We start from the raw sequence: 16,342 nt of genomic DNA, 5'->3' as shown, positions 1-16,342 counted from the left end.
CGGGCTCAGACATGCGAGGGGTCCGGCGAATGCTGCCGCTCACTCGGCGGCGCCGTTTCGACCAGGATCTGTGCGATCACCTGCGACGGCGTGACACCATCGAATTCGCTCTCCGGGTCGAGCAGGAGGCGGTGGGCGAGCACGGGTTCCGCGAGCACCTTCACGTCGTCGGGAATCACGTAGTATCGCCCGTTCGCGGCGGCGAGGGTCTTGGCCGTTCGGATCAACGCGAGGGCGCCGCGCACGCTCACGCCCAGACGCACTTCGGGGGCCGTGCGCGTCGCGTCCACCAGCCGAGAGACGTAGTCGGTGATGCTCGCGTCCACGAAAACGGTGCGTGCGAGGGCCGCCAACTCGACGACCGTTTCGGCCGAGAGCACCGGAGCCACGGTCACGTCGTGCGCGCGATGGCCGGCACCATCCAGAATGCGGATCATCGAGGCATGATCCGGGTAGCCGATCGACGACTTCATGATGAAGCGGTCAAGCTGTGCTTCGGGCAGGCGGTACGTTCCGGCCTGTTCGATGGGATTCTGCGTGGCGATGACCATGAACGGTGTGCCCACCTGGTGGGTGACGCCATCCGTTGTCACCTGTCCCTCTTCCATCACCTCCAGCAGTGCGGACTGCGTCTTGGGACTGGCCCGGTTGATCTCGTCGGCCAGCACGATGTTGGCGAAGATCGGTCCGCGGTGAAACTCAAACGTGCCGTGGCGCTGGTCATAGATGCTCACACCCGTGATGTCGCCGGGGAGCAGGTCGGGCGTGAACTGCACGCGGTTGCTCGTGCCGCGCACACTCTGGGCGATGGCGCGCGCGAGAGACGTCTTGCCGGTGCCCGGCACGTCTTCGAGCAGCAGGTGCCCTTCGCTGAGCAGTGCGGTGAACGCCAGGCGGATGACGTGGTTCTTGCCGAGAACCACCTGCTCGACCCCGCGCACGAGGCGCTCAAAGGCGTCGGCGAACTGGGTGGCCTGCTCGGGTGTCAGAGTCATTGCGTTGTCTCTCTCGTTCACTTGTCGTAGTCGTAGCTGTGGGTGTTCACTCCGGTGTCGACGGAGGCCGTCAAACGAACCGTGCCTGCCGGTGGGGCATCGGGTAGCGTGCAGGAGCTCGGCGAATCGGCGGCTGTGGCGGCCACCACAGTATCCCGGACCTCACAGGTGTAGCTCACGGCCAGCCCGTTGTTGGCCGGATCGCTGGTCCAGGAGAAGTGGCCGAGGGTCGGGTCATACACAACCCCGCCGACGGCGAGAGAAACGGATGCCTCCGCTGCTGTCGCCGGCGCCGACCACGGCCCGCATCCACCCCACTGGTTGCAGCCACGAACCTGCACGGAGACCGCGGAGCCGAAGGCAACACCGAGCAGCTCACGCGGCCAACCGGTGCCGGCGAAAGCCAGGCCTGGGTCGGCGGCGCCCGTGGCCTTGAGCTCGAATCGGTCGGCGCCGGGAACCGCGCTCACGTTCGTGATCTGGTAGTCCCAGGCATCCCCGCGCCAACCCATCGAACCCTGCACGATCGGCGCGGTGGCCGGATCGACGCGCAGGCTCGCGGACTCGACATCGGTCGCCACGCAGCCGGCCCTGTTGTAACCCCAGACCACGAATGAGTAGCGCCCGTTTGTGGAGCCCAGATTCTCGAAGGTCGCGCTCGTAGCCGTCGTGTTCTGCTGTGCGGAAACGATCCCGCCCGGCGCCGGAGCCACCACGAGGCCGGGGGCCGGCGACAGCACCGAGCAGGCCTGAGGGCCCGTCGGTGTCTGGTTGCGATCGAGCTGCTGAGCGTAATAGCCGAGGATGGGGTCCCCGGAATCCGCGAACGCCGTCCAGGAAACCGTCACCGAGCCGTTCGCATCACTGCCGCTCGCACTGATTCCCCCGGCGACCGGCGCACCGTAGGGTGTCCCGTCTGAACGCGACACGGCCCAGCTCGACAGCTCGGGCAAGGCATCATTGCGGGCACTGACCGTGTATGTCACGTTCGCACCGTTCGTGAGACCGAAGACGTCCAGGCTGCAGCGCCCCGCGGAACAGGCCGCGCCGTTCGCACTCACCTCGGTCTGCGCCTGTCCGTTGGCGGTGACGACGTAGCCGCGAACGGCGGTGCCGCCGCCGCCCGAGGCGACAACGGCCCAACTAATGTGTAGTCCGCCGTCGAGGGGGCGGGACGCCAGACCGGTGGGCGCGGCGGGCACGACGTCCGACCACACGGTCCCCCGCAGGGTCGTGGCGTCGGCTGACCCGATCGCGTTCTGCGCGACGACGGACACACGCACGGCATTGCCTCGGCCGTTGCCGCTGGTCGAGACCTCGCAGGACGTTGCCTCGCAGACCGATGTCCCGACGACGGCGCTCGTCCCGGCGTCGCGAAGGGTGATTTCATAACCCGTGATCGCTGAGTTGTTGGCGGCACCCGCGTTGAAGGCCACGGCCAGGGAGCCGTCCCCAAAGCCACCGACCGTGAGATTGGTCACCGGCGCCGGAACGTCCTGCACGGAGATGCGCACGGTTCCCCAGGCGTACCGATCGGGATCCCCCGTGGCATCCGCCACCTGGTACTGCAGGTTGGTGTCGACCGGTGCCGCGTCCTGGCTCACCCGGATGCTCAGCCGACTCGAATCGGCGCTTGGTGTGATGGTGACCCCCGCCGGCACCGTGCCGCCGTCGAGTCCGCGCACGGCGACCACACGCAGCGGAACGGTGGGGAACGGGTTGGCGGCCTCGTCGTTGGCGAGCACGTCCACCACGGTCGTCTGTCCCCGCGGCGCGATGGCGGCATCCGTCGCCGGAATGGCGCGCGGCCGGGTCGACGCGACGACGCGCATGTCAATTCTGCCGGCCTGCCCCTGGGCGAGGCTGTCGCGCACGCCGATCGTGATCGGGCTCGACGTGCCCTTCAGGGTGGAGTTCTGGGCAGTCAACGACAGCACGTGACCGTTCAGCGACCAGGTGAAGCCGGTGGGCTGCGGATCGAGGACCGTGAATACGAGTTCGTCGACATCGGCGGGGTACGGGTAGGAGGTGAGCTTGGTCAGGTCGATGACCTTGGTCTGTTCCGGCTCAAAGTCGATCACGGCGCCGTCGAACGTCGGCGGCTGGTTGTCGCGCGGCGTCACGGTGATAGGCAGCACGATGGTGTTCTTGCGCCCCTCTGGGTCGCTCGCGCTCGTCCCGTCGGTCACCTCGAAGGAGATCGAGGCCGGCCCGTAGTACTGGTCTGCACTGGTGAACGCCAGTCGCGTGTCGCTCGTCGCGAGGGGTGCTCCGTCCGCGTGCGTGGCCCGCACCGTTCCGGTGTCGGTGAGGCGTACGGTCTTGCCGCCCACGGCGACGACGTAGTCGTTGAGATCGACGACGAGGGTCGATTCGCTGGCCACGGTGAGAGCCGGAGCGGATGCCCGCACCTGCGGCAGAGCGTCGCGGAATCCCGGCACCCAGAGGAAGGCGAACGACACGATACCGGCGTCGTCGGGGTGCGTGACGGAGAACGGGATGATCTGACTGCGATCCTGGACCGTCACCGTGATGTGCTGGTTAGTGGTGACCCGCGCCGTGTCCGTATAGCCGGGAAGAACGGCGAGGGTGAGGTCCGTGGAGGGACCGTCGGCGAAAAAGACCTGCGCGAGAACGTCCACGTCGACCGTGCTGCGATCGAGGATATCGCCGAGGGTGAGCCTGGTGTCGCGGGCGATCGGGACCGATCTGGGCGCGTCCTTGCTCACCACCACGGTGAGGAAGTTCGAGCTGGTGCCGCCGCGCTCGTTCTGGATCTCGTAGATGTAGCCGTACCGTCCCTCGGCCTGCGGCGCCGTCACGTCAACGACGAGGTCGGAGATCACGGCCGAACCGGAATCGATGCCGGGATTGCTCGGCGCGACGCTGACCAGGCTGAGGGCACCACCGTCGGGATCGGAGTCGTTGCCGAGAACCTGAACGGAGACGGTCCGTCCCGGACGCACCACGACCTCATCCGGCGCGGCAATCGGGTTGCGTGCGCCGTCGAGGCGCGCGCTGATGCCCACGCGTACGGTTCCGGTGGCCCGGGCACCCAGAGCGTCGACAACCGAATAGGTGAAACTGTCCGTGCCGGCCGAGTATGCGCCGGCGACGTACTCGAAGGAATCCGAGTCGTTGCCGGTCACGGCTCCTTTCTCCGGGTTGGTCTCCTGGCCGAGCAACTGCACCGAGTCGCCGTCGGGGTCGATCCCATTGAGGGGAATCGGAATGCGCACCGTGCCGCCGGCCAGCACTCGCGCTGTGACGGTCTCGGGTTTTGGCGCGTTGTTCGTGGCGGCATCCGCTTCACGAACGAGGATGCGCACCTCTGCGTTGGCGAACTGGCCGTCCGGGGCCGTGACTCGGTACACGGCGGTGTAGTTTCCGGCGGTGGCCGGCGCGAGGTAGCGCAGCGTGTTGCCGGCGGCGAAGAGCAGCCCGGCACCGGGCTTCAGACCGGTCGTCAGCACAGGGTCCAAGGTGAGTGGGTCGCCGTCGGGGTGCTCGTCGTTGGCGAGAACCGGGATATCGATGGCATCGCCGACCCGCACGGATGCAGTGTCCGGCAACGCCCGCGGCGCCTGCTTCTGCGAGACGGCCGGCAACTCGATCACCGTCACACTGCCGTCCGTCTCGAACAGGCCGTTGCTGACCCGGTAGCCGAACGACACCGATCCGGTGGCGAGAGGTTCCGTCAGCGTGACCCGCAACAGCCTCTGCTCGAGGATTTCCACGCGGAGGCCACTCTGGACAGGAACCGTCACACCGGTCACGAGCAGCACACCGCCGGCCGGGTCAAAGTCCGTGGCGAGCACATCGACCAGCGACGGTTGACTCCCGCGGATGAAAGCCGTGTGCGGAACGGTGACCGGCCTGCTGTCCACGTCGGCGGCCGCCGCAACCTCGATCCTCACCTGGCCGGTGGCCGACTGAGCGCCATCGGTCACGGCGTACTCCAGGTAATGGGTGCCGACTTCGTCGCTGGAGAAACGAAAACTGCCGTCGTCCCAATTCGGAGTGATGGTCACGTTCGGCTTGGCGGGCACGCTGCTGAGCCGCAAGACACCGGATCCGCCGCGCGCGTGCTCGAGCGGCAGAACGGTGACCTCCGCGCCGGCCGTGGCCAATACCGAGAAGGAATCGGTCAGGATCGGCACCGTGCCGGCGGCACGCACAAAGACGGACAGTGTGCCGGTGCCGAGTCCCCGCCCGTCCGAAACGGACAGGGCCACCTCACGACGCTCGTCATTGCCCGCAATCGAGCTCGCGGCCCCGGTGCCGGAATCCGTGAAGGTCACGGCCCCCGCCGGCGTGAACCCGACGTGGTCTGGCTCGGACGTCGTCGCCGATGCGAGATAGAACGGGTCGCCGTCCGGGTCCATCCAGTCCCCCAGGGTCTGGCTGGTGACCTGTCCGGATGCCTCAGCCGTTGCCCGGGTGGCGCGCACCTGCACGGGAGGGGAATTCTCGTCGTCGCGGCGCACCGTGACCGTGACCGTGGCGGATGCCGTGCCGCCCCGCCCGTCCGTGATCGAGTAGCCGAAGACGATCGGGCCGGAGGTCGCGGCCGCGTCGCCGGGCAACGTGAGCTGCACCTGCTGATTGTCGGCGATGAGCTCCAGCCGACCCTGCGCGGCAGGCAGGGGGTCGAGTTCGGAGATCATGAGCACGTCGTCGTTGGCGTCGTAGTCGTTCAGCAGGAGCGGCAGCACCGTGGCGCGCCCCGGTCGCGCACCGAACACATCGTCAACGGCGACCGGCGCAACCTGCGTCTGCTCGAACGTGGGCGGAGTGTCCTGGGTGTTGTCTTCGACCTGCTGCTCAGTCTGCACGGTGTCGATGAGGTCGGCCCAGTTGTCGATGAGCTCGTTGCCCCGCTGCACTGCCCAGGCCGCGCCGTTGTGCGCATCATTGAGCACCACCCCGGTTCCGTTCACGCGAAATTCCATCCGCGCGGAGGCCGCGACGCCCTCAAGCGTCACCTCGCCTGAGGTCGGGGCGCTCCCCGTCTGCCGCTCGGAACCGGCCCCACCGCAGTCCCGCCACGCGGTTCCATCCGCCCATGCGGCGTAGGAGCAGGAGCCGACGGATGCCGGTGCCGCGGCCGGTGAGTTCCGTCCGGTCACGAGGTATTCCGGCGATCCGCCGGCGAGGGGGACCGCGAGAAGTCCGGAGTCTGCCGCCACGAGCACCCGGTCACCCACCACGGAGGTCTGCTGCAGCACAGGGTTGACCAGATCGGCCGGGCCGACGCCGTTCAGGTCCTCGTCCCGCCCGGTGAGGAACAGATGACCGGTCGTCGCGTTCAAGAGCGCCCAGTGGCCCGCCACACTGGCCAGCTGATACGCATCGTCTGCGGCGCCGACACCGGCATCCGCGCCATTGACGGCACCCGTGCCCTGGTTTCGAGGCGGGGTCGTGCCGAGCGATACCGTCGACCCCACCGCGGTGCCCGCGTGCGTGTCGAACTGCATGAGGTCCCCCGTACCGGGAGTGAACGCGGTCAACAGGCCGGATTCATCGAGGGACACTACCGTGCCGGCGCCAAATGATACTGTCGGCGCCGAGAGAGCATCAAAGCGCTCCAGCTCGCCCGTCGGCACGCTCCACACATCACCCTGGGACTCCACAACAGCCCGGTCACCGCTGAGCAGGACGGTCGGCGAGTCGGGGGGCAGGGGCACACTTCCGGCAATGTCCGCGTTCGCCGGGTCCACGATATCGAGGGCGCTGTTTCCGCGGTCGACAATGAGAACGGTGGCGTCCTGCTGCACCACGTCGAGACTGCTGCTGCCAGCGGCCACCACGGTGTTCAGCTCCATCACGGCGGTGTTGGCGCGACCGACGGACTGGCGAGTCTCGTTGGTCACCCAGACCGCCGCGTCGCCGAGGTTCAGACGCTGGGCGGTGTAGCCGCCGGACACGATCGCAACGGTCGCAACGAGTGCCGCGATCACCGTCGTGCTGGTCAGAGCGGCGAGGAGGGAACGGTGGGCACGAATCCAGATTCTCATCCGGTCACCGTGGGATCGACACATTTTTCGCCGCTCGGTTGACCGCTGGCGCCGGAGCGGTTGACCGTCACCGTCACGCAGACGGTCCCGCTGCCGTCGGGGTCAACGCCGAATTCCGTGCCGCGCTGGATGCTTTTCTCCCCGTTTCGCAGCTGTACGACGTAGGTGTCGCTCGACTCCACTCCCGGGTCCGCCCAGCGGAACACGATTGTGCCGCCCTCGTTTGCGCCCACGATATCGCTGACGCGCGGAATCCCCGTGGAATCGTTGTTCACGAGCAGCGTCACGGCGGTGGCGCCCATGGCCACCACCAGCACGAGCGCGGCCACGAAAGCCATGATCAGTGCTCTCGGCCGACGAGCCGCGCCGAGGCCGGAACGGAGGCTGCCGGTGAGGGACGTCTGTGTCCGGCTGCGACGAGTTCGGCTGAGATCCCGAGTTCGAGTCGACGACACGGCACCCGCGGAAGCGTGCGCGTGTGCGGTTGCACGGCGCCGTACGGGCTGCCGAACCGCCACCGATACCCCGGTGATCCGGGTCTTATCGCTCTCGTCGGCGGGCGTGGCCTGTGCCCAGTCATCGACCGACACCTCAAGCGGTGTCTGCGTGAGCCCCAACTCGGCTTCGACGGACTGCAGCTCCCGGATGAGTTCGAGCACGCTGTGCTGGCGATGGTCAGGCCGACGACTCATGGCCCTCGCCAGAATTTCTTCGAGCCGGGCTGGCACATCGGCGCGGTCGATGTGTGGAACCTTGGCGCGGCTGATTCGCGCAATGAGCGCAGCGGATTCGTTGTCGCCCCCCGGCACCTCGAAGGGCGATCGTCCGGCGAGCAGGGAATACAGGGTGGCTCCGAGCGCCCAGACTTCGGTGGCGATGGATCCCGCCACGTCACCGTGGAGAACCTCGGGGGCCGACCACGGAATCGACATGCCCACCCCGGCGGAAGCGGAGCCATCCACCGCGCCTTCGCCCGCCGCATCAGCGAGCGTCGCCGCGATCCCGAAGTCGGAGAGCACCGGATGCCCATAGGCCGTGATCAGGATGTTCGACGGCTTGATGTCGCGATGGAGCACCCCGGTGCGGTGGGCGCTTTCGACGGCCCCGGCAATCTTGATGCCGATTCGCAGCACCTCAGGCACGGCGAGTGGCTCAGAACGATAGCGCTGGCTGAGGGTGGCCGAGCAATATTCCATCACCAGATAGGGTCGGCCGTCGGCGGAGACGCTGGATTGGAAGACCGTCAGAATGGACGGATGCGAACCCAGTTGCGCCATCACGTTCGCCTCGGCGCGAAACAGCTGGCGCACCTCGTCTGTGACGACACCGGCGAGGAGCACCTTGATCGCGACCGGGCGTCGCGGCAGATTCTGTTCGAACAGAAAGACGTCAGCGAACCCACCGGACCCGAGGGCACGCACGTAGGTGAATCCGGGCAGGGAAGGCGCTGTCGACGGTAGACGTCGTGACATGATCGCCTCCGTGCTGTTCCTGTGGGCCAGTCACGCGTCACCGGCCCCGCACCGCAGAAATAACGGCTACGTTACCTTCATTGTAAGCAGACGAATGCTCCGTTTACGCCGGTAAAGCTTAGTTTTTGTCGGCGTCCGCGTTCGCGGGAACGTCGGCGGTCTCGGGTGCGGCGGTCACACCGAGCACATCCACGACGATGACCGTGACGTTGTCGCGGCCCCCGTTGTCGAGCGCGGCATCGACGAGCGCTTCAGCGGCGTCGGCGGCCTTGGGGTTGGACATGAGGAAGTGCCGGATGCCATACGAGGTGATTTCCTTGGACAATCCATCCGAGCACACCAGGATGCGCATTCCCGGCTGCAGGGGCAGGATCAGGTAGTCGGGAATGGGCGGTTCATGAAAGCCGACCGCGCGCGTGATGATGTTGCCCTGGGGGTGTACCTCGGCCTCTTCGCGAGTGATGCGCCCGGCAGTGAAGAGTTCCTGAACCACGGAATGGTCGGTGGTGACCTGCTCGAGAACGCCGGCGTTGAGTTGGTAGACGCGGGAGTCCCCGATGTTAAAGGCAATCCAGCTGGGGTTACCCGACACCACGGCGAGCGCGACGCCCGTGACGGTCGTGCCGGTTCCCTGATCGGTCACGCCGGGAGCAGATTTCATGTCGATAACGGCCTGGCTGAGCGCTGCATCAATGGATTGCGCGTCGAGCACGGGCTTTCCGCTGTGCTCGGCGAGGCGGGTGACCACGGCATCACTGGCCACATCCCCGGCGGAGTGGCCCCCCATACCATCGGCGACCGCGAAGATCGGGGGTGAGGCCAGCAAGCTGTCTTCGTTGACCTCACGGCGGTGTCCGACATCCGTCAGCGCGGCCCAGGCGAGGGTGACGTTCGTTCGCGTGGAGGGCAGCTCAACCGTGAATTCGGTTGAGCTTTGACCAATCTGGGTCACGGGTGATGCCTTCCAACGTCGAATCTGCGGAGAATGAGCGGTACTCCAGGTTCATCGGAGGACTTCGATGATATTACCGTCCCCGATGTCGACCCTCGTACCGGGGCGCACGGCGAGGGATTGCCCCGCGCGCAGACGTTGTCGACGTCCGCGCGGGGGAAAGACCGTTGTGCCGTTGGTCGAGCCTACGTCAGTGACCACGACGGAATCCCCGTCTTGTCGAATTTCGATGTGCGTTGCCGAGACGGCGGAGGTCTCGGACGAGATGGTGATCAACCGCGCCGGTCGCCCGTCCCCGACCCGTGAGGGCAGCGGCCGTCGTCCCAGGCGATAGACGGCGTCCAGGCGCCGTTCCGACCCGTCCGGAAGGCGGAACCCGTATCGCGGGATGGGTGTCGGCTCCTCCTCGGGGGTGGCCTGCGCCCGAGGCGAGCGAGAGCGCACGGGGGTGCGGAGCACGGTGTCGCCGTCCTGCTGCCCCGCCCGAGCGGTCAGCGATGGACGGGGCGCGAGCGGCGGGCGCAGGATCGTGTCACCGAACCCGACATCGGATGCCGCCCCTCGAGCAGCGACCGGTGCCGGCTGGCCGGCTGCACTCCAGTCGGGTGCACTCGAGTCGGGTGCACTCGAGTCGGGGGCGGTCGCGTCGGGGGCGGTCGCGTCGGGGGCGGTCGCAACCGATGCGGGCACCGGCAGAGGGCCGGCCGCTTCGTCTGAACCATACGGCGACTCTGCCCGAAACGATGCCGACCACAACAGGGCGCTTCCGGATATAGCGCCGAGGCCGATGGCCTGGCCTGACCGAAGCTCGGCGGGATTCACCCGGTCCGCCAGCGGGGAACCGATGACCACACCGGTGACGGCCAGGAAGTCCGCACGGAGCCCGTCTTCCCTACCGCCGTCTGAGATCCGGCGGGATCCTCCGATCGAGAAGACGTCGACGACGATCGGGCCCCGCACATACACGGCCACCGGGACACCGTCCGCGTCGGTCGCCTCACCCGGAACCGCCACGACGAGGCTCGCGACGGACTCCTGCGATGAAAGCCGCGCCAATACATCCTCACGGGACACGGCGGCCGATTGTTCGTCGAGATCCCGCAGGGATTCCAACACGTGCGCGCTCGTCGAGACCGGCACCGCCGCCAGAAAGTCCCGTCCGACCACGAAGGTCCAGTCGGGTGCGACGCCTGGCCGGAGGGCACATCCCACGCGGCCGGCGGTTCTGCTTCTCGGGGAGTGTGCCGTCATTCGAGCCGCCTCGTCTTCGTCGGAGACCGAACCCGGTCACCTCTCCAGTATGTGCTCCCCTGGCCGAGAACACCGGTCCACTCGTCCGACGGGCGATCCCGTCGCCAGATCGGCCTCGTCCCTTGCCGCCTGGCGTGCGGCTTGCCAGACTCGTGGCATGACAACTGCCGCGAGCGTGCACTCGGACCAGCCCCTGCACCTGGACACACTGTCGCGCCACATCATCGAGCAGTTGCAGGCAGACGGTCGCCGGTCCTACGCCGAGATCGGGAAGGCGGTCGGACTGAGCGAGGCGGCCGTGCGGCAGCGCGTGCAGAAGCTCACCGACGCGCGGGTGGTGCAGGTGGTCGCCGTGATCAATCCCGACCAGCTCGGCTTCGACCGCCGCGCTCTGATCGGGATAACGGCGAGCGGCGATACTCGGGTGATTGCCGACCAGCTTGCCCGACTCGCCGCCGTCGGTGCCGTCGTGCTGACCGCGGGGTCATTCGACATTCTCGTCGAGGTCATTTGCACCGACGATTCAGCACTTCTCGAGGTGCTCAACTCGCAGATCCGCACGCTGCCGGGTGTCGTGTCGACAGAAACGTTCGTTTATCTCACGATGCGTTCGCAGTTCCACGACTGGGCGCTGGGCGAGCAGTAGCTCAACTGGCCGCCTCGTCGGGCGGCACCGCGTAGGCCCACTCCGGCAACATGCCCGAGCACACCACCGTGTTGAGCAGCAACGCCATCCCGTATGTCGGATCGATGGTCAGCGCCAGCTCGACGAAGATACCGGCGACGGAACCACGTCCCAGCGTCCACGACAACCAGGCGAGCATGCAGAGCGGCGCGGGTCGACACCGCCGCGGGGCGCTCGCGACAACCGTCTTGAGCAGGGTGATCGCCGCCTCGGTCCGGCCGTGATTCGGTCTGTCGGCACATTGCCCGAGCATGAGGTCGCCGAGTCTCCCGGCCTCCGGCGGTGCATCACCCTCCACCTCCGCGGCGACGATGTCATCGAGGCTTCGACCCGTCGCTCGCTGGAGGGCGAGGTAGGCCTGGTTCATCCGCCACGCCTGAACACCCGTCTCCCGCCCAAAGGCGAATTGCACCATGATCTGGTCCCGGTGCGCCGGGCTCTGCACCACGTAGAGTAACCGAGCCACGTCATCGGGTCCGGGAGCAGTCCAGGTCAGCGCGGCCTCGGCGATGTCGACGGGATCGAGAATGTCGCCCACCGCCGGAATTAGTTCCGGCTGCGGCGCTCCCGGCGGGTCCAAGCGCTGGTACCGACGGTAGGCCTGAAGCACACGGTCTCGCACGGTGGGCGTGATGCGCGGGAGCTCCGCCCCACTGTGCAGGGTTCCCAGCGTTCGGCGCTCCGACGCCGGAATCGCCTCATGAATCTGCGAAGCGGATATCTCCCCGAGCGGCGCCCGCTCGCCGGACAGTTCGGGTCACAGTAGGACCCCCACGCATCCGCTGCCACGCACAGGGCATCACGAACAAGAAAGCCGCTCATCTCCGCCCGCTTCATCAGACACCCCAGAAAATCTTCCTGGGGCATTCCCCCTACCGCGGCGAAGCAGTCGCCCGTGTAGACAACGGGAACGACCGCATCGACGCCGGGTATCTTGCACAGGGTCCCCACCAGGGTCGTGGCAATCCGCTTGTGCACTTTCAGAGGGGCGTCGGTGTCGGGCAGGTTGAATCGGAGCGCACCGCAGGTGCGGTTGCCCCGAAAGGCAACGAGAACCAGGCTCTGCTCGGGGAGGAACCCGACGAGCTGGGGAACGAGTGCCAGGAAGTCAGACGCTTTCCTGGTCTTGACGATGGTCGGCTGCATGCCAACACTGTGCCCGTCCGACACCGGTTCAGGGATGCCAGACGGTCAATGTGTGCAGAACGTGAGCCCCGTCGTGTCTGTGGAGGTGGAGCGAACGCGGCGCGCCGTGCCTCCTGAGGCGTTACACCTCGTCCGACACGGGAGCGGCAAACTGCGCGGCGTAAAGCGCGTGATAGGCGCCGCCGGCCGCCAGCAGGGCGGCGTGGGTGCCCTGTTCCACGATGCGGCCCGAATCCATCACGAGGATGAGGTCGGCGTCGCGAATCGTCGAGAGCCGGTGCGCGATCACGAAACTCGTGCGCTCGGCGCGCAGGGCGCTCATCGCCTTCTGCACGAGCACCTCCGTGCGGGTGTCGACGGAGCTGGTGGCCTCGTCGAGGATAAGCACACTCGGCTTGGCGAGGAACGCCCGAGCGATCGTGAGCAGCTGCATCTCCCCCGCGCTCACATTGCTGCCGTCGTCGTCGAGCACGGTGTCGTAGCCGTCCGGCAGCATATGAACGAAGCGGTCGACGTAGGTTGCCGTGGCCGCTGCCATGATCTGCTCCTCGGTGGCATCCGGACGACCGTAGGCGATGTTCTCCCGAATGGTCCCGCCGAACAGCCACGTGTCCTGAAGCACCATGCCCATCCGACCGCGCAGGTCATCGCGGGTCATCCGAGCCACGTCGACGCCATCGAGCAGAATCCGGCCAGACTCGATCTCATAAAAGCGCATCATCAGGTTGACGAGTGTGGTCTTGCCGGCACCCGTCGGTCCCACGATTGCCACGGTCTGACCCGGTTCCGCCACCAGGCTGAGATTCTGGATGAGCGGCTTGTCCTCGGTGTAGCGAAACGAGACGTCCTCGAAGACGAGACGCCCGTGCACGTCGGTCGGCGACTCGGCCGGGTCAGGATCGGGACTTTGTTCGTCGGCGTCGAGCAGTTCAAAGACCCGCTCGGCGGAGGCGACACCCGACTGCAGCAGGTTCGCCATCGAGCCGAGCTGGGCGAGCGGTTGCGTGAACTGCCGTGAGTATTGGATGAAGGCCTGCACGTCACCGAGTTGCATGGCACCGGATGCCACCTGAAGCCCGCCCACAACGGCGATGGCCACGTACACGAGGTTGCCGACAAATGTCATCGCCGGCATGATCAGGCCGCTGACGAACTGGGCGCCGAAACTCGCTCCATAAAGCTCCTCGTTCTTGGCTGAGAAGCGTTGCTCCACCTCGCGCTGGCGACCGAACACCTTCACGAGGGCATGTCCCGTGAAGGTTTCCTCGATCTGACCGTTGAGTTCGCCGGTGTGCTTCCACTGCGCGACGAACAAATTCTGCGATCGCTTGGCGATGACCATCGTGATCACGAGGGTCAGGGGCACGGTGACGAGGGCGATCAGCGCAAGCAGCGGCGACAGCAGCAACATCATCACGATGACGCCCACAACCGTCAGCAGGCTCGTGACCGCCTGACTCAGCGTCTGCTGCATGCTCTGCGAGATGTTGTCGACGTCGTTCGTTACCCGACTGAGCAGGTCACCGCGCTGCCGCGAATCAAAGTAGTTGAGCGGCAGCCGGTTGATCTTCGCTTCGATCTCTTCACGCAGGCGGTAGATGGTGCGCTGCACGACTCCGTTCAGCACGAAGGCCTGGAGCCAGCTGAACACCGAAGACATCACGTAGAGCGCCAGGGCCCAGAACAGCACGGTCGAGAGCATCGCGAAATCGATCCCGACCCCGGGGGTCAGGGTCATGCCGCTGAGCATGTCGGCCTGGCTGGTCTTGCCGGCGGCCTGCAGCTGGGCGATCACCTGCGCCTGAGTCTCCCCCGCCGGCAGGGACTTCGACACCACGCCGGAGAAGATCAGGTTGGTTCCTTCACCGAGCAATCGGGGGCCGAGAACAGCGAAGGTGACGCTGACGACAGCGAGCGCGAATACCAGACCGAGCCAGAGCCGCTCCGGACGGAGCTTACCGAGGAGTCGTTTGCCCGACGCCGAGAAGTTCTGCGACTTTTCGGCGGGAAGATTCATCCCGCCGAATGGGCCGTGCCCGCGCGGTGGGCGGGGCGGCGGCGCGTCTTTTGTCGTCGACTCGCTCATGCTGCTTCCTCCGCCGTGAGCTGGGACGCAACGATTTCCTGATAAGTGGTATTCGTTTCAAGCAGCTCCGGATGCGTGCCGCTACCGACGATTCGTCCGCCCTCCAGCACGAGGATCTGGTCCGCGTCGATGATGCTCGAGACGCGTTGGGCGACAATGATCATGGTTGCTCCGCTGATGTCGTGTTTGAGGGCGAGGCGCAGGCGGGCATCCGTTGCGAGGTCCAGTGCGGACAATGAGTCGTCGAAAATGTAGAGCTGGGGACGTTTCACCAGAGCCCTGGCGATGGCGAGTCGCTGTCGCTGGCCGCCCGACACATTGGTGCCGCCCTGAGAAATGGGTGCCTCGAGCCCGCCGTCCATCTCGCGGACGAAATCCGCGGCCTGAGCCGTCGTCAGCGCCTGCCAGATCTCGGCCTCGGTCGCGTCCGGCTTGCCGTACTGAAGATTACTGCGCACAGTGCCGGAAAACAGATACGGCTTCTGCGGCACGAGACCGACATGGCCCCACAGGAGATCGGGGTTGAGATCGCGTACGTTGACACCGTCCACCAGCACCGAGCCGCTGGTGACATCGAAGAGCCGCGGCAGCAGGTTCACGAGCGTCGTTTTTCCCGACCCGGTGCTGCCGATGATCGCGGTCGTGTGCCCCGCCCTGGCGATGAAGCTCACATTGCTGAGCACCGGCTGCTCGGCCCCGGGGTAGGAGAAACTCACGTCGAGCAACTCGATTTCCCCGCGCCCCGTCGTCTCGTTCACGGGATTCGAGGGCGGGACGACGCTGGAGTGGGTGTCCAGAACTTCGCTGATCCGGTCGCCCGACACGGACGCGCGCGGAATCATGATCGCCATGAACGTGGCCATCATGACGGCCATGAGAATCTGCATGAGGTAGCTGAGGAAGGCGATCAGGGTCCCAACCTGCATCGACCCGTCCTGGATACGGAAGGCTCCGAACCAGATCACCGCCACGCTCGATACATTGAGGACGAGCATCACGATCGGGAACATCAGCGCCATCAGGCGCCCGGAGCTCAGGGCGACGTCCGTCACCTCCTGGTTGGCCACACCGAAGCGTGCGCTCTCCACGTCTTCCCGCACGAACGCCCGCACGACCCGGATGCCCGTCAGCTGCTCACGGAGCACGCGGTTGACGGTATCGATGCGGGTCTGCATCTTGCGGAAGAGCGGGATCATCCGAATGATGATCAGACCGACGGCCACGAGCAGGATGGGTACGCTCACCGCGATGAGCCAGGACAGCTCCACATCCTGTCGAATGGCCATGATTACGCCGCCGACGCACAGAATCGGTGCCGAAACGAGCATGGTGCACGTCGTGAGCACCAGCATCTGCACCTGTTGCACGTCGTTCGTGGAACGAGTGATGAGCGACGGCGCTCCGAATCGGGTCACTTCCTGTTCGGAGAATTCGCCCACGCGCATGAAGACGGCGCCACGAAGGTCACGGCCGACCTTCATGGCCACCTTGGCGCCGAAGTAGACGGCCGCAACGGCACACAGGATTTGCGCGAATGTGATGAGGAGCATGACGCCGCCGACACGGAGAATATAGGCCGTGTCACCCGTCGCGACTCCCTTGTCGATGATGTCGGCGTTGAGGGTCGGCAGGAAGAGGGACGCGATCGACTGGGCAAGCTGAAAGACGATGACGGCCAGCAGCAGCCGCCCGTACGGTCGAAGGTACTGCACCAGCAATTTCCACAACATGTGGTCTC

10 protein-coding genes are annotated in these 16,342 nt (G+C 66.4%); 1 reads left to right on the top strand and 9 read right to left on the bottom strand.

Going from position 1 to position 16,342, the window contains the following annotated elements; all coding sequences use genetic code 11:
• Nucleotides 1–5: 5 nt before the first annotated feature.
• From JF66_RS01235 to JF66_RS21490, 5 genes are all read right to left on the bottom strand, one after another.
• A complete protein-coding gene (locus JF66_RS01235; protein ID WP_035874035.1) occupies nt 6–995 on the bottom strand; it encodes a MoxR family ATPase in 990 nt (329 codons plus the stop codon).
• A 17-nt stretch (nt 996–1,012) separates the two neighbouring features.
• Nucleotides 1,013–7,012: an Ig-like domain-containing protein gene (locus JF66_RS01230; protein ID WP_051972963.1), complete on the bottom strand. Its 6,000-nt coding sequence runs from the start codon at nt 7,010–7,012 to the stop codon at nt 1,013–1,015.
• A complete protein-coding gene (locus tag JF66_RS01225; RefSeq protein ID WP_035874030.1) occupies nt 7,009–8,484 on the bottom strand; it encodes a serine/threonine-protein kinase in 1,476 nt (491 codons plus the stop codon). The genes JF66_RS01230 and JF66_RS01225 overlap by 4 nt, the downstream gene beginning before the upstream one ends.
• Before the next feature lie 118 nt (nt 8,485–8,602).
• Nucleotides 8,603–9,436: a PP2C family serine/threonine-protein phosphatase gene (locus tag JF66_RS01220; protein WP_035874027.1), complete on the bottom strand. Its 834-nt coding sequence runs from the start codon at nt 9,434–9,436 to the stop codon at nt 8,603–8,605.
• 51 nt (nt 9,437–9,487) lie between these two features.
• On the bottom strand, nt 9,488–10,687 hold the full coding sequence (locus JF66_RS21490; protein WP_081882061.1) for an FHA domain-containing protein: 1,200 nt from the start codon (nt 10,685–10,687) through the stop codon (nt 9,488–9,490).
• Nucleotides 10,688–10,844: 157 nt separating this feature from the next.
• On the opposite strand from JF66_RS21490, the gene JF66_RS01210 reads away from it, so the two are divergent.
• Nucleotides 10,845–11,333: an Lrp/AsnC family transcriptional regulator gene (locus JF66_RS01210; RefSeq protein WP_035874026.1), complete on the top strand. Its 489-nt coding sequence runs from the start codon at nt 10,845–10,847 to the stop codon at nt 11,331–11,333.
• A 1-nt stretch (nt 11,334) separates the two neighbouring features.
• Here JF66_RS01210 and JF66_RS01205 read toward each other — a convergent pair whose 3' ends face one another.
• The 4 genes from JF66_RS01205 to JF66_RS01190 form a co-directional block, all read right to left on the bottom strand.
• On the bottom strand, nt 11,335–11,994 hold the full coding sequence (locus JF66_RS01205; protein ID WP_197059280.1) for a DUF4192 family protein: 660 nt from the start codon (nt 11,992–11,994) through the stop codon (nt 11,335–11,337).
• Entirely contained in the window at nt 11,919–12,518 is a 600-nt protein-coding gene (locus JF66_RS25190; RefSeq protein ID WP_035874024.1) for a DUF4192 family protein, read from the bottom strand. Before JF66_RS25190 ends, JF66_RS01205 begins: the two co-directional genes overlap by 76 nt.
• 121 nt (nt 12,519–12,639) lie before the next feature.
• Nucleotides 12,640–14,604, bottom strand: a complete 1,965-nt coding sequence (locus JF66_RS01195) for an ABC transporter ATP-binding protein (protein ID WP_035874023.1) — start codon at nt 14,602–14,604, stop codon at nt 12,640–12,642.
• The gene (locus tag JF66_RS01190) at nt 14,601–16,334 is read right to left on the bottom strand and encodes an ABC transporter ATP-binding protein (RefSeq protein ID WP_035874021.1); all 1,734 of its coding nucleotides are present in this window, start codon (nt 16,332–16,334) and stop codon (nt 14,601–14,603) included. Before JF66_RS01190 ends, JF66_RS01195 begins: the two co-directional genes overlap by 4 nt.
• Nucleotides 16,335–16,342: the final 8 nt, after the last annotated feature.

Source organism: Cryobacterium sp. MLB-32 (genome assembly GCF_000738085.1).
Lineage (GTDB): Bacteria > Actinomycetota > Actinomycetes > Actinomycetales > Microbacteriaceae > Cryobacterium.
The sequence above is the reverse complement of the archived record's forward strand: the minus strand, read 5'-3'. Positions and strand labels throughout refer to the sequence as shown.